The following is a 13,081-nucleotide window of genomic DNA, read 5'->3' as shown; positions in this document are numbered from 1 at the left end:
TTATTTAAACTGTTCTGAGAAGCGAACATCTCCTTGATAAAAGCCACGGATATCATTGATTCCATAACGAAGCATGGCTACACGCTCCTGACCAAGTCCAAAGGCGAATCCTGAATAGACTGTCGAATCAATGCCACTCATCTCGAGCACGCGTGGGTGAACCATACCGGCCCCCATGATTTCGATCCAACCTGTCTTCTTACATACATTACATCCCGCTCCACCACATTTGAAGCAAGATACATCGACCTCAACGGATGGCTCGGTGAATGGGAAGTAAGAAGGACGCAGACGGATTTGACGTTCTGCACCAAACATCTTTTGCACGATCAACTGAAGCGTTCCTTGAAGGTCCGCCATAGAAATGTTCTTCCCAACAACCAAGCCTTCGATCTGATGGAACTGGTGGCTGTGGGTCGCATCATCTGTATCCCGACGGAAAACACGGCCTGGAGAAATCATTTTCAAAGGTCCCTTGCTAAAGTCATGCGCATCCATTGCACGCGCCTGAACTGGTGATGTGTGGGTCCGAAGCAAGATTTCTTCTGTGATATAGAAGGTATCCTGCATATCACGAGCTGGGTGATCCTTTGGCAAGTTCATGCGTTCAAAGTTGTAGTAGTCTTTTTCGACTTCAAAGCCATCTACAACTTGGTAGCCCATCCCGATAAAGATATCTTCGATTTCTTCACTGGTTTGGGTCAAGACATGGCGATGACCAACTGCGACTGGACGTCCCGGAAGGGTCACATCGATACTCTCACTAGCTAATTTGGCTTGGACTTTCTTTTCTTCCAAGAGCTTAGCTGTTTCTTCAAAGGCAGCCGTCAAAACATCACGGGCTTCATTAACGTGTTTCCCGATGACCGGACGCATCTCAGCAGAGACATCTTTCATCCCTTTGAGGATCTCGGTTAGAGAGCCTTTCTTCCCAAGGACAGAGACGCGTAGCTCTTGCATCTCTTTTTTATTTTCAGCAGAGATCTGCTTCAAGGCTGCCAGCGTTTCTTCTCGAAGCGCTTTTAGTTGTTCTTCAATCGTTGACATATTTCCTCCATCATGGTCCTCACTCAGACATAGAAAAAACCACGCGCCACATCCATATTCGGAGCGTTGACACGCGGTACCATCCGTTTTTTATCTGAAACTCAGACCTTAATTTCTAAATCCTTGCGCAAGTGAATTCACTCAGCTTTCATGCAAAGAGCTTTCAGTCACGGCTCTTCTCCCTGTTGCACTTCCCTTGAGGTACTAGTCTTGCAGATTTCTATTCAATTACTATCTAGTTTAGCAGATTTTTAGTTAAAAAACAAGTTAGATGAGACTAATTTCAATAGACAAAGAAACAAGACCCAGGGCATTATTTATTTGCCTTGTCTGTTTCATCTGCTTTCCTTTTCAATAGAAGAGTTGCTGCTTGGTTAAAACCATCACACCAGTTATACCATTTTGCTTCATACTCATCTTGAGGTAAGATACGATGTTTTAAATCCAAAACAGAGGATATCTTTCTTTCCTCACAAGCTTGCGCATAGAGATGATAAATTTCATCACCACCATCTTTATCAAACTCAGCAGAAATCGTATCCCGACCTGCCAATAAAGACTGATAAGCCCTGTGATGCCCGTTTGTAATCAAGAAGCAATTTCCAAACGCAAGAATACTAATTGGATCCACATTGATGATTTCCGCCGATTGATCAAGCATCTGGATATCATGTAACTTCTTTTCTGATAAATATAGTTGGGTCGGATGAAGATCTGTTATTTTGATTTTCAATTCTTTCTCCTCTACCAAGAGTAAAATAAGCTGGTCCTGGGCACTGGTGAACATTTTTAAAGGTCAGGATTTAAAGACCTGCCAAAGCCAAATTCCTCTGCCGTTCTTGTTATCCGTTTGTTTTTATTCGATGACTTGTCCAGCTTCTTTCAAGACAGATTCTGGAATGGTAATGCCTAATTCTTCTGCCACTTTTTTGTTGATGACAGATTTACCATCTGTGAAGATTTCGACTGGTGTATCACCTGGTTTTTGACCTTTCAAGATTTTCGCAGCCATTTTACCAGTTGCCACTCCAAGATCGTGTTGATCGACAACGACTGAGCCTAAACCACCAGCTTCGACCATGGCTGTCGCACTTGGGAAGATTGGTTTTTTAGCTGTTTTGTTTGCTTCGACTACCGTTGAGAAGGCTGAAGCGATGGTGTTGTCAATTGGAACCCAGATAGCATCCACTTTACCAGTCATGACAGAAACCGTTGAAGCAATTTCATTTGTAGAAGGGACTGAATAAGGAACCACCTTGTAGCCTGCTTTTTCAGCCAATTTTGTAAATTCTTCTACTTGCGTTTTAGAATTATCTTCACTGGTTGAGTAAAGGACACCGATTGTTTTCACGTTTGGAGTCAACTCTTTGATCAATTTCAACTGTTGTTCCGTTGGGTTGTGGTCAGATACTCCTGTGATATTGCCACCTGGTTTTTTCAAATCTTTGACCAAGTTAGCGCCGACTGGGTCTGTGATAGCACCCATGACGATTGGTTTGTCCTTGGTTGCACTAGCCAAACCTTGAGCAGATGGGGTTGCGATTCCGATCAAAACGTCGTTGTTGTTTTGGACCAATTGCTTACTCATGGTAGCAACCTTGTTTTGGTCCCCTTCTGCATTGAGGAATTCAATCTCAATCTTGTCCTTGTCATAGCCTTCTTCAGCCAAGCCATCTTGAATCCCCTTGTAGATTTCGTCTAGCGATGGGTGGCTGACCAACTGCAAGACACCGACTTTTACCTTTTTAGTTCCATCTGCTTTATTAGCTTCATTTTTATTGTTTAACATTGGATAGACTACTGCTACTAAAATAATAGCTAGCAAAGCACCAATCATTCCCAATACACGTTTGTTTTTCATTTTCTTTACCTCAATTATTTATTTTTTCGTTTTTTCGCATCTTTGTTAAAGACTGAGTCGCCATCGTTTCTTCATCTTCTTTTCTCCCTTCTTTTTGAAACAAAAACACGCCCACACATAGCTATAGCTATGTGAGGACGTGTCATCGCGGTGCCACCTCACTTATGGGAAAATGGATATACTCCTCCCATGTCTCTGTCTTGTCTAGCAACAAGTTGCACGATAAGGTGTGCCGACCGAATTTTTATTGTTTCAAATTCATCTCATCATTAGTCCAATTTCATAAATGTCCACTACCCACTTCCACCAACCGTGAGCTCTCTATTAAATTTTCATTTATTACTTTTCTAATTGAATCCATTGTAAATGTTTCCGTAAGCCTTGTCAATACTTTTTTATGTTTTTTTTGAAAACGTTCGTCATTTCCTGAAATTCATTTTCTAACGGATGCTTTTACAAGGATTGAAAACCGCCTTCTTACTGGGTTTTCAGGCACTTTTTTGATATAATTTACTAGAATTAGTCTAGAATGTTGAGGAACCCCATGTCTTTTGATGGATTTTTTTTACACCATATGGTGAATGAATTACAAAGCGAACTCCTATATGGTCGCATCCAAAAAATTAACCAACCCTTTGAACAAGAGTTGGTTTTACAAATTCGTAGCAATCGCAAGAATCAAAAACTCTTGCTGTCTTCCCACTCTGTTTTTGGTCGGATCCAACGGACTCAGACCAATTTTGAGAATCCTGCCTTCCCTAATACCTTTATCATGGTCATGCGCAAGTATCTCCAAGGGGCAGTCATTGAGCAGATCCAGCAACTGGAGAATGACCGTATTTTAGAAATTGCCGTCTCCAATAAAAATGAGATTGGGGATGATATATCTGTAACCCTGATTATTGAAATCATGGGTAAGCACAGCAATATCATTCTTCTGGACAAGGCAACTGGAAAAATCATCGAAGCAATCAAGCATGTGGGCTTCTCACAAAATAGCTACCGGACCATTCTCCCTGGATCAACCTATGTAGCTCCTCCAAAAACCGAAGCGGTCAACCCCTTTACCATTAAAGACGAAGCCTTATTCGCCTTTCTTCACCGAGAAGAGTTGACACCTAAAAACCTTCAAACCCATTTCCAGGGTCTTGGTCGAGATACTGCTCAAGAATTGGCCAGTCGATTAGAAAGCGGAGAAAAATTAAAAACCTTCCGAGCATTCTTTGAAGCTCCAACAGATCCCCGTCTAACGAAAAAATCTTTTGCTGCTCTCGCTTATGCAGATAGCCAGGAGGAGACCTTTGAAACCTTATCAGATCTACTCGACCACTACTACTTGGACAAGGCTGAGCGCGACCGGGTCCAACAACAAGCTGGGGAACTAATCCGCAAGGTGGATAATGAGCTAGAAAAGAACCGGAAAAAATTGGCCAAACAGGAAGCCGAACTAGCAGCGACAGAAAATGCCGAAGAATTCCGTCAAAAAGGCGAACTACTCACTACCTTCCTCCATCAAGTCCCAAATGATCAAGACCAGGTCACCTTGGACAACTACTATACCAACCAGCCTATTACCATTGCTTTGGATAAGGCCTTGACCCCCAGTCAAAATGCTCAACGCTACTTCAAGCGTTACCAGAAGCTAAAAGAAGCCGTCAAACATTTGACCTCTCTCATCCAGGAAACCAAGGAAACTATCTCCTACCTAGAGACGGTCGAGACCGCTCTGGCCCAAGCCAGCCTTTCTGAAGTAGCCGAGATTCGCGAAGAGCTGATCCAAACAGGCTTTATCAAACGACGCAACCGAGAAAAGATCCACAAACGGAAAAAACCAGAGAAGTACTTAGCATCAGATGGCAAGACCATTATTCTGGTCGGCCGGAACAATCTTCAAAACGAAGAATTGACCTTCAAAATGGCTAAAAAGGACGAACTCTGGTTCCACGCTAAGGATATTCCAGGTAGTCACGTGGTCATTACAGGTAACCTCAACCCTTCAGATGAGGTCAAAACCGATGCAGCTGAGCTTGCAGCCTATTTCTCTAAGGGACGCCTGTCCAATCTGGTCCAAGTCGACATGATTGAAACAAAAAAACTCAACAAACCGACCGGAGGAAAACCTGGATTTGTAACCTATACCGGTCAGAAAACCCTACGGGTCACCCCTGAAGAAGAAAAGATCAAATCTATGCGCATCAATGAGTAATAAAAAGGGCTGAGAATCATCTCAGCCCTTTTGTTTTATTCTGATTTGTGGATATCCTCTTTGACCTGGTCAACGTTGAACTTGGCAAAGAGATACTGGCGGTCCTGGACAGGAAAGCGTTGGTCCAATTGATCAATGGCTCCAACTTCGACGATGCCCTCTTTGATGACAAAATCCATAACATGTCCTCCAAAGGTATGGTCATCTGAGATAAAGTGAAGGTGATAGCCTGCTACACTGACCCCATGAAACATCTCTGGCGTCCAAAAACCAACAATGGTTCCTGTAACATTTTCTCGTGTAAATTCTGGCTGATGGGTTGCTACATCTGCAAACTTGGTCTCCGAAGTTGATTTGGGAATCATGCGCACATGCATTTTGGCGAAATCACCGTGAATCTTGATGGAACGAAACAAATTTTCGCCATCGTAATAAGATTCAATGCGAGCCTCTAACTCCTCATCTGTCATTTCAAAGCGTTGTCGAAAAATCACTTCGGCCTGGTGGGGAACAATGGCTGCATAGGGGACAGTCGCATCTGAAGATACTTCCACAATCTCTGGTTCCTCTCCTGAACCCTTAGCTTGATAAGCCTTACCATCTAAGACAATCAATTCGCCATCGATTGAGTCCAGGGTCCCAATTCCTAAATCTCCATGCTCTAGTAATTCTTTAACCGTAAAGGATCCTCCATAGAGACCAGCCATCAAAGCCCCCAAGGTATTGTATTGAAACAATTTCACCGGTTCCATTATCTTCTCCCTCATTCATCTTGTCTTCTTTTTAGCCCTTCCAGTATACCATATTCTCAAGGACAATAACAGAAAGACTGATTAAAAAAGAGCGGGACCGAACCATGATACAAACTTGTTCTGATTCCCGCCCTTCAAGGGTCAAGTAGTTAATCTTCTAACAGGCTCTCATAGAAAGCTTGCATTTGCCCATCATCTGGGACTAGCTGCAAATAGCCTTCTGCCACTTCCCGGGCTTTTGCGATTTGTCCCAACTCTCTCAAGAGGTAACTATAGCTTTCTAAGTACTCTGGATTTTCTTTCAAATCTGGGTAGAGCTCTTCATAGATCGGAGCCGCTTTTTCAACCTCTTCGAGTGCTACCAAGGCACGAGCGATATTCCAACGGGTGACGACATTTTCCACTTCCACTTCTTGCCATTCAAGGACGTCTTCATAACGTTCCTGTTCCAGATAAAGAGTTGTCAGACGAAGGGCGATATCTTCAAGATCCTCAGCAACTTCTTTGGCTTCTAACAAATACTTCTCTGCTTTTTCTGGCTGGTGCAACTCGTAGGCCAATTGGGAGGCTAGAAGGAGGAGATAAGCGTCAAAAGGATTCTTTTGGATTCCTTGCTCTGCTATTGCTAACGCTGTTTCTCGGTCATTTTCAGCTTGAAGAGCCAAGGCATAGCCGTATTCATACCCTTCAAAGTCTGGCGACAGTGTATCAATCTGCTTGAAGTAGATCAGAGAACGTTGATACTCTTCTCGGTCAGAGAGAAGGGTTGCCAATTCATAGGCAATCTGGTCATCAAACTCAATTTCCAAGGCCTTTTCTAAAAACTCAATAGCAGACTCAAACCGACCCAGATTCGCATAAGCATAGCCAATCCGCTGGTATGTGGAAATGCCCGTTTCTTCTAAAATGAGACGGTTGTCTAACTGAGCATACTCTTGAATGGCTTCTTGGTAATTTTCAAGTTCTAAATCAATCTCTGCCAAGCCTAGTTGAATAATAGGGTCATCTGAAAGAGTCGCTGCTTCCATCAGTTTTTCTCGAGCCACATCTGCCAAGCCCTCACTTTGGTAGAGGTCTGCCTTGACTAAGAGACTGGCTAGATACCATTCCGAACTTTCCGGGATTTCTTCCAAATAAGCAAAGGCTTCTTCCATTAGTCCATCTTCCGCTACGATAGTGGCTAGACTCAGATAGACCTCTGGATAATCATCTCTCAGATGCAAGTAGGTTTGCTTGGCTTCTGGGTAAAAACCAATACTTTCAAAATATTGTCCCAATTCTAACAAGGTAGCTGGATCATCTTCTAGCAAAGCCTTATCCAAATAAGCTGGCAGACGATCTAGCTCTTGTTTCTCAATTGCTTCTAGAATTTTTTGACTATTCTTCACTTTGAATTTCCTCAACTTCGTCCTTTTCGTACAAACCACTGACCTCTTTATACCATTCAAATAGAGCACTGATGACTACTTTAGCCGAAGCATAAACCGGGATTCCTAAGAAGACTCCCCAGATTCCAAACATAGAGCCAGAAGTAATCAATACAAACAGAATCGTGATTGGGTGGATATTGAGCTGACTCCCCAAGACAAGTGGGGAAACGAAACGTCCCTCGATTGTTTGCTCAACAATAAAGACAATGACGACTTTGACAAACATCTCTGGTCCTGCCACCAACCCCAAGACTAAGGCTGGGAGCATGGCCAAGAAGCTGCCCAAGTATGGTATCAAGTTCAAAAAACCAGCGGTTACACCGAGTGTCACAGCGTAACGAAGCCCAATGATCTTAAGCAGAAGAATAAACATTAAAGCTACGATGATAGCAACAGTAATCTGACCTCTGACATAATTAGCCAATTGTGTATTGACATCAGACAGTACTTTGTCTGCAGATTTACGAATCTTGGTTGGCAAGAAACGGATGATTTGCCCTTTTAAGTTCTTTCCATCTCTCAAAAGATAGAAGACGATAAAAGGCATAATAATCAAAGCGATAATGACCTGAGAGGCGACAGTAATCAGATTGCTGACCCAGTTGACTGCTCGGGCGGAAAAAGAACTCGCCCAACTGGTAATATTCTGCGACAATTGGCTGGTCCATTCATCCAGCTGAGGCTTGATTTCTGGCGACACTTTGTTGTCTAAGACATCATCGATGGTCCTATTGGCCTTTTCCAAGTAATCTGGCAGGTTCTTCATAAAACTAAGAACTTGATGTTGAATAGCTGGAATAGCGACAGCCAAGCCCCATAAAATGAGAAGCGCGATCAAAATAAAGACGATGGAAATTGCAATGATCCGTTTGACTCGGTGCCTTTCCAAAAAGTCCACGATTGGATTTAACAAATAATAGAGGAGCCCTGAAATAATGACTGGTAGCATGACTGCTGCTCCAAACTCTAACAGGGGTGTAAAAATAAAACTAATCTTGCTGAGAACTAAAATATTCAATCCCATCAGTAAGGTTACTAGAAAAACAGTAATGGCTTTATTATCTACAAACCATTTAAAAAACCAGGATAAACTAAAATCTTTTTCTTTATGTTCCACGGGAATCTCCTTCGTTTTCAATCTGTCTTTATTTTAGCATTTTTAGTCCATAATTTCACGATATAGCTGAAATGTGAGCTTTTTTTTAATGCTTAGCTTGTCAATCCTTCACCTAATCGTTTTCCATCCCCTTCTTTTCTGATATAATGGAGCTATCAACAAAGTCGAGGTGCATGTGATGCAAGATATTTATTTCGGAACCTATACCAAACGAGACTCTAAAGGAATTTATAAGGCTTCCTTCGATGAAAGAACTGGTCAACTTAGCGACTTAGAACTAGTTGCTCAAGAGCCAAACCCAACCTATCTCGCTTTTTCAAAAGCTGGTTTCTTATACAGTGTGGGTGCGGAGCAAGGTCTTGGCGGCATTGCAAGCTTTAGTCCTGATCACCAGTTAATCAATCATGTGGTCGAGGAAGGGGCGCCCCTCTGTTATGTCTCTGTTGATGAGGCGCGTGGCTTGGTCTATGGAGCTAACTACCACAAGGGACAAGTCCTCTCATATCGCATCCATGAAGATGGTCATTTAACCTTTGTCGACCAAGCGACTCATCAGGGTTCTGGACCTCACGAAAACCAAGCGAGTCCCCATGTACATTATGCAGATCTCACTCCCGATAAGCTACTCATCACTTGTGATTTGGGTACCGATCAAGTAGTGGTCTATCAAGTCGATGATCTTGGTAAACTAACGAAGACTCAAACCTATCAAACAGCTCCAGGTGCTGGTCCACGTCATATCATTTTCCACTCTCATTACAAGACCGCCTACCTCATTAACGAATTAAACGCTACCATCGATGTCCTTTTCTATGACGGACTTGGCTACTTTGAACATTTCCAAACCATCTCAACCCTACCTAAAGAGTATGAAGGTCAAAAATGGGCCGCTGCTATTCGCCTCTCAGAGGATGGGAAATTCCTCTATGCCTCAAATCGTGCCCATAACTCCATTGCAGTTTATGAAATCTTGGCAGATGGTAGCTTAGTGCTTCTGGAAATCGTTCCAACCAATGGACTCAATCCACGTGATTTCATTCTTAGTCCGGACCAAGAATATCTCATTGCAGTTCATCAAGATTCAGACAATGCCACTGTTTTTAAACGCGATAAAACGAGTGGTAGATTGACTGAATTAAGCCATGATTTCCACGTACCAGAGGCGGTTTGTGTCCTCTTCAACTAACAATCAAAACGCTTGCTAGTTTGGTTAAAAAGTGATTAAATAGTGATAATAATAAATAGGTTATAGGAGAAAACTCATGAACCCAATGGATTTATTTAACCAAGTCAAAGAAATGATCGAAAAGAAAGATTTCGATGCTGCTAAAAAATTTATCGATGACAACAAGGATAACCTTGGTGACTACTTAGAACAAGCAAAAGCTCTTGTTGCTGGAAACGATCTAGTGAGCGGTGCTGTTGATAAAATCAAAGGCTTATTCTAATCCCTAAAATTCTCAACTACTTGGTTGAGGATTTTTTGTTTAGCTCGATAGCAAAAAAAATCCTTGAGAAAACTCAAGGATCTTTTTAGTCTAGTAAACTAGCTTATTTTTTCAAGTTGTAGAATGATTTCAATCCACGGTATTCAGCTACTTCACCAAGTTGATCTTCGATACGAAGCAATTGATTGTATTTAGCGATACGGTCTGTACGTGAAAGTGAACCAGTCTTGATTTGTCCTGCGTTTGTTGCAACTGCGATGTCAGCGATTGTTGAATCTTCAGTTTCACCTGAACGGTGTGATACAACGGCAGTGTAACCAGCTTCTTTAGCCATTTCGATAGCATCGAATGTTTCAGTAAGAGTACCGATTTGGTTAACTTTGATAAGGATTGAGTTAGCTGCTCCTTCTGCGATACCCTTTTCAAGGTATGAAGTGTTTGTTACGAAGAAGTCGTCACCAACCAATTGAACTTTTCCACCAAGACGTTCAGTAAGAGCTTTCCATCCGTCCCAGTCATTTTCATCCATACCATCTTCGATAGTGATGATTGGGTATTTGTTAACCAATTCTTCAAGGTAGTCGATTTGTTCTGCAGCAGTACGTACAGCAGCGCCTTCACCTTCGAATTTAGTGTAGTCGTAGACTTTACGTTCTTTATCGTAGAATTCTGATGATGCACAGTCAAACCCGATGAATACGTCTTTACCTGGTACATATCCAGCAGCTTCGATCGCAGCAAGGATAGTTTCAACACCATCTTCAGTTCCTTCGAAACGAGGAGCGAATCCACCTTCGTCACCTACGGCAGTTTCCAAACCACGTGATTTAAGGATTTTCTTAAGAGCGTGGAAGATTTCAGCACCGTAACGAAGAGCTTCTTTAAATGTAGGTGCACCAACTGGCAAGATCATAAACTCTTGGAAAGCGATTGGAGCATCTGAGTGAGAACCACCGTTGATGATGTTCATCATTGGAGTTGGAAGAACTTTAGTGTTGAATCCACCAAGGTAGCTGTAAAGTGGGATTTCAAGGTAGTCAGCAGCAGCACGAGCTACAGCGATAGACACACCAAGGATTGCGTTCGCACCCAATTTACCTTTGTTAGGAGTACCGTCAAGAGCGATCATTGCACGGTCAATAGCTTGTTGATCACGAACATCGTAACCGATGATTGCTTCAGCAATGATGTTGTTTACATTGTCAACAGCTTTTTGAGTTCCAAGACCACCGTAACGAGATTTGTCACCGTCGCGAAGTTCAACTGCTTCGTGTTCACCAGTAGAAGCTCCAGATGGAACCATACCACGTCCGAAAGCACCTGATTCAGTATAAACTTCTACTTCAAGTGTTGGGTTACCGCGTGAGTCTAGGACTTCGCGAGCGTAAACATCAGTAATAATTGACATTTCTTACTCTCCTTTGAGTTTAAATTTTTTACACCTCTATGATACCTTAAAAATACGCGTTTTTCAAGAAAAAACGTTATCTTTGTGCAGATTTTCCTTAACTTTATCAAGAAATCGCTTTCTTTTTGTTTGGAACAGCCTTTATTCGTTTGGCATTTTCAACCTAAAGTATGATATACTATTCTTATGACTGATCTATCTAAAGAAATTATGGAAAAGGCTAACGGTGGCCTAAAATTAAATCCTGATGAACAGCGTCGCTTTCTAGGTACATTTGAAGAGCGCGTTCTAGGATATGCCGATTTAAAAACAAGCAATAGTCCTCAGCTTCAGAAGGGCTTTTTGAAGGTGCTGAAAAGCTTGAATGAACAAGCTAACCCTCTCTTTGTAAAGATCTCTCCAAATGTTGATTCTAGCGTCCAGTTGAGCTATCTAAAACAAGCAAAAGAATTTGGTTGCCAGGCTACAATTGTTTCGGAGGAACACGACTCCTCTCCTTTTGGGCTCGTGATTCATACAGATGCACCAGTGACCACTACTGACAAGGACCTCCGAACTGCTTTTTCGGATCTCTGGGAGGAAGAAAAGAAACCGAGCAAACCTTCTCTTTGGAAGAAATGGTTTGGTTGATCATGACTGTCCCCTAGGCATTTATATCAATAGCAAAAGATTACATAGAAAAAAGCGGTTTAACCGCTTTTTTCTATGCTTAATAGATTTCCAATATTTCTAGCTGTAAAGAGAAGATTTTCCCTTGCGTTCTTCAGAAGTTGGTCTAAACTATCAGGGTGTTTCGTTATGGAAAAAGCTCCGACTATATTTTCAAATGGGAGACTTGGTAAATCATCTGCAAGACTTCCACAAATAGCTATGACAGGGATTCCCTTTGGGGTTCGTCTCGCAACTCCTATCGGAGCTTTTCCTGATAGACTTTGATGGTCCAGTCGCCCCTCACCGACAATGACCAAGTCTGCATTTGCTACCTTGGAGTCAAAGTCGATTAGCTCTAAACAAGTTTCAATTCCTGAAACAATCCTTGCATGCGCGAAGGCACAGAGACCTGCCGCAAGGCCACCACCAGCTCCCATCCCTGCTTGGGTCAACACACTAGGACAGTTCTTTTCATAAAAGCTGTAAATAGCTTGATCCACTTTATCAAACATAGTGGGGCTAAGCCCCTTTTGTTTTCCAAAAATATAGGTTGCTCCATCTAGTCCACATAGAGGGTTCGACACGTCTGCTAAGATATGTATCTGGACATCCTCTGGAATCTTTATCGCTTTCTCTTTACGGATGGAATCACACTTTAAAAGACTTTGTCCACAGGCCTTCAATTGCTTTCCTTCTCTATCATACAATTGATAGCCTAGACCTACTGCAAGACCAAGCCCACCATCATTGGTGGCTGTTCCTCCAACCCCGATATAAATATCCTTTTTTCCTTTATTGATCAAATAACAGATCAGTTCTCCAATTCCTCGGGTCTCTATGTCAAGTGGATGACGTTGATCAACTGGAATTTTTCCTAAGCCGATCAAGTCGGCTACTTCAAAGAGAGCCATAGTTTCCTTCTCCACATACCGCATTTCTACCGGCTTTCCAAATGGACCTGTAACAAGGGCAAAGGTTTCCATCAAGTCTAACGAGTATCGGATGGCATCCACTGTCCCTTCCCCTCCATCTCCAATAGGACAAGTAATCGGTTCTACATCGATAATAGACTGTCGCAAGCCTTCCGCAATCATTTCCGCTACTTCTTTCGCGGGTAGGCACTCTTTGAATGAATCTGGAGCAATTAAAATTTTCATGGAG

12 protein-coding genes and 1 other annotated feature are annotated in these 13,081 nt (G+C 42.4%); of the genes, 4 read left to right on the top strand and 8 right to left on the bottom strand.

Going from position 1 to position 13,081, the window contains the following annotated elements:
- The 3 genes from pheS to trpX all read right to left on the bottom strand — a co-directional run bounded on the left by pheS (position 1) and on the right by trpX (position 2,884).
- Entirely contained in the window at positions 1–1,047 is a 1,047-nt protein-coding gene (gene pheS / locus AC3E6G_RS02550; protein ID WP_048691032.1) for a phenylalanine--tRNA ligase subunit alpha, read from the bottom strand.
- Between the two features lie 313 nt (positions 1,048–1,360).
- The gene (locus tag AC3E6G_RS02545) at positions 1,361–1,780 is read right to left on the bottom strand and encodes a hypothetical protein (protein WP_048714892.1); all 420 of its coding nucleotides are present in this window, start codon (positions 1,778–1,780) and stop codon (positions 1,361–1,363) included.
- 123 nt (positions 1,781–1,903) lie between these two features.
- Complete coding sequence (gene trpX, locus AC3E6G_RS02540) at positions 1,904–2,884, bottom strand: tryptophan ABC transporter substrate-binding protein (protein ID WP_373689710.1); 981 nt, start codon at positions 2,882–2,884, stop codon at positions 1,904–1,906.
- 154 nt (positions 2,885–3,038) lie between these two features.
- Positions 3,039–3,273: a binding site (T-box leader), on the bottom strand.
- Positions 3,274–3,452: 179 nt separating this feature from the next.
- Here trpX and AC3E6G_RS02535 point away from each other — a divergent pair.
- The gene (locus AC3E6G_RS02535; protein WP_048714896.1) at positions 3,453–5,114 is read left to right on the top strand and encodes an Rqc2 family fibronectin-binding protein; all 1,662 of its coding nucleotides are present in this window, start codon (positions 3,453–3,455) and stop codon (positions 5,112–5,114) included.
- A gap of 35 nt (positions 5,115–5,149) precedes the next feature.
- Here AC3E6G_RS02535 and budA read toward each other — a convergent pair whose 3' ends face one another.
- From budA to AC3E6G_RS02520, 3 genes are all read right to left on the bottom strand, one after another.
- A complete protein-coding gene (gene budA / locus AC3E6G_RS02530) occupies positions 5,150–5,866 on the bottom strand; it encodes an acetolactate decarboxylase (protein WP_048714898.1) in 717 nt (238 codons plus the stop codon).
- 149 nt (positions 5,867–6,015) lie between these two features.
- Positions 6,016–7,254, bottom strand: a complete 1,239-nt coding sequence (locus AC3E6G_RS02525; RefSeq protein ID WP_023027056.1) for a tetratricopeptide repeat protein — start codon at positions 7,252–7,254, stop codon at positions 6,016–6,018.
- Positions 7,244–8,413 (bottom strand): AI-2E family transporter, encoded by a 1,170-nt coding sequence (locus tag AC3E6G_RS02520; RefSeq protein WP_048691022.1) that lies wholly within the window; start codon positions 8,411–8,413, stop codon positions 7,244–7,246. The genes AC3E6G_RS02525 and AC3E6G_RS02520 overlap by 11 nt, the downstream gene beginning before the upstream one ends.
- A gap of 175 nt (positions 8,414–8,588) precedes the next feature.
- On the opposite strand from AC3E6G_RS02520, the gene AC3E6G_RS02515 reads away from it, so the two are divergent.
- Positions 8,589–9,599: a lactonase family protein gene (locus tag AC3E6G_RS02515; protein ID WP_042361161.1), complete on the top strand. Its 1,011-nt coding sequence runs from the start codon at positions 8,589–8,591 to the stop codon at positions 9,597–9,599.
- A gap of 76 nt (positions 9,600–9,675) precedes the next feature.
- Positions 9,676–9,861, top strand: coding sequence for a hypothetical protein (locus AC3E6G_RS02510; protein WP_023023803.1), 186 nt, complete (start codon positions 9,676–9,678; stop codon positions 9,859–9,861).
- A 103-nt stretch (positions 9,862–9,964) separates the two neighbouring features.
- Here the strand turns inward: AC3E6G_RS02510 and eno are convergent, their stop codons facing one another.
- On the bottom strand, positions 9,965–11,269 hold the full coding sequence (gene eno, locus AC3E6G_RS02505) for a surface-displayed alpha-enolase (RefSeq protein ID WP_048691017.1): 1,305 nt from the start codon (positions 11,267–11,269) through the stop codon (positions 9,965–9,967).
- Positions 11,270–11,455: 186 nt separating this feature from the next.
- Between eno and AC3E6G_RS02500 the strand changes: the two genes are divergently transcribed.
- The gene (locus AC3E6G_RS02500) at positions 11,456–11,899 is read left to right on the top strand and encodes a DUF1694 domain-containing protein (protein ID WP_154853371.1); all 444 of its coding nucleotides are present in this window, start codon (positions 11,456–11,458) and stop codon (positions 11,897–11,899) included.
- A 59-nt stretch (positions 11,900–11,958) separates the two neighbouring features.
- Here the strand turns inward: AC3E6G_RS02500 and AC3E6G_RS02495 are convergent, their stop codons facing one another.
- On the bottom strand, positions 11,959–13,077 hold the full coding sequence (locus AC3E6G_RS02495; RefSeq protein WP_023027061.1) for a glycerate kinase: 1,119 nt from the start codon (positions 13,075–13,077) through the stop codon (positions 11,959–11,961).
- Between the last annotated feature and the right edge of the window lie 4 nt (positions 13,078–13,081).

This window comes from Streptococcus sp. SCPM-O-B-23252 (M501) (assembly GCF_058200355.1).
This window is presented reverse-complemented; position numbering and strand designations above follow the sequence as displayed.

Coding starts and splice junctions, on each gene's coding strand:
- pheS (WP_048691032.1), bottom strand. CDS start 1,047: ATGTCAACGATTGAAGAACAACTAAAAGCGCTTCGAGAAGAAACGCTG.
- trpX (WP_373689710.1), bottom strand. CDS start 2,884: ATGATTGGTGCTTTGCTAGCTATTATTTTAGTAGCAGTAGTCTATCCA.
- AC3E6G_RS02535 (WP_048714896.1), top strand. CDS start 3,453: ATGTCTTTTGATGGATTTTTTTTACACCATATGGTGAATGAATTACAA.
- budA (WP_048714898.1), bottom strand. CDS start 5,866: ATGGAACCGGTGAAATTGTTTCAATACAATACCTTGGGGGCTTTGATG.
- AC3E6G_RS02510 (WP_023023803.1), top strand. CDS start 9,676: ATGAACCCAATGGATTTATTTAACCAAGTCAAAGAAATGATCGAAAAG.
- eno (WP_048691017.1), bottom strand. CDS start 11,269: ATGTCAATTATTACTGATGTTTACGCTCGCGAAGTCCTAGACTCACGC.
- AC3E6G_RS02500 (WP_154853371.1), top strand. CDS start 11,456: ATGACTGATCTATCTAAAGAAATTATGGAAAAGGCTAACGGTGGCCTA.
- AC3E6G_RS02495 (WP_023027061.1), bottom strand. CDS start 13,077: ATGAAAATTTTAATTGCTCCAGATTCATTCAAAGAGTGCCTACCCGCG.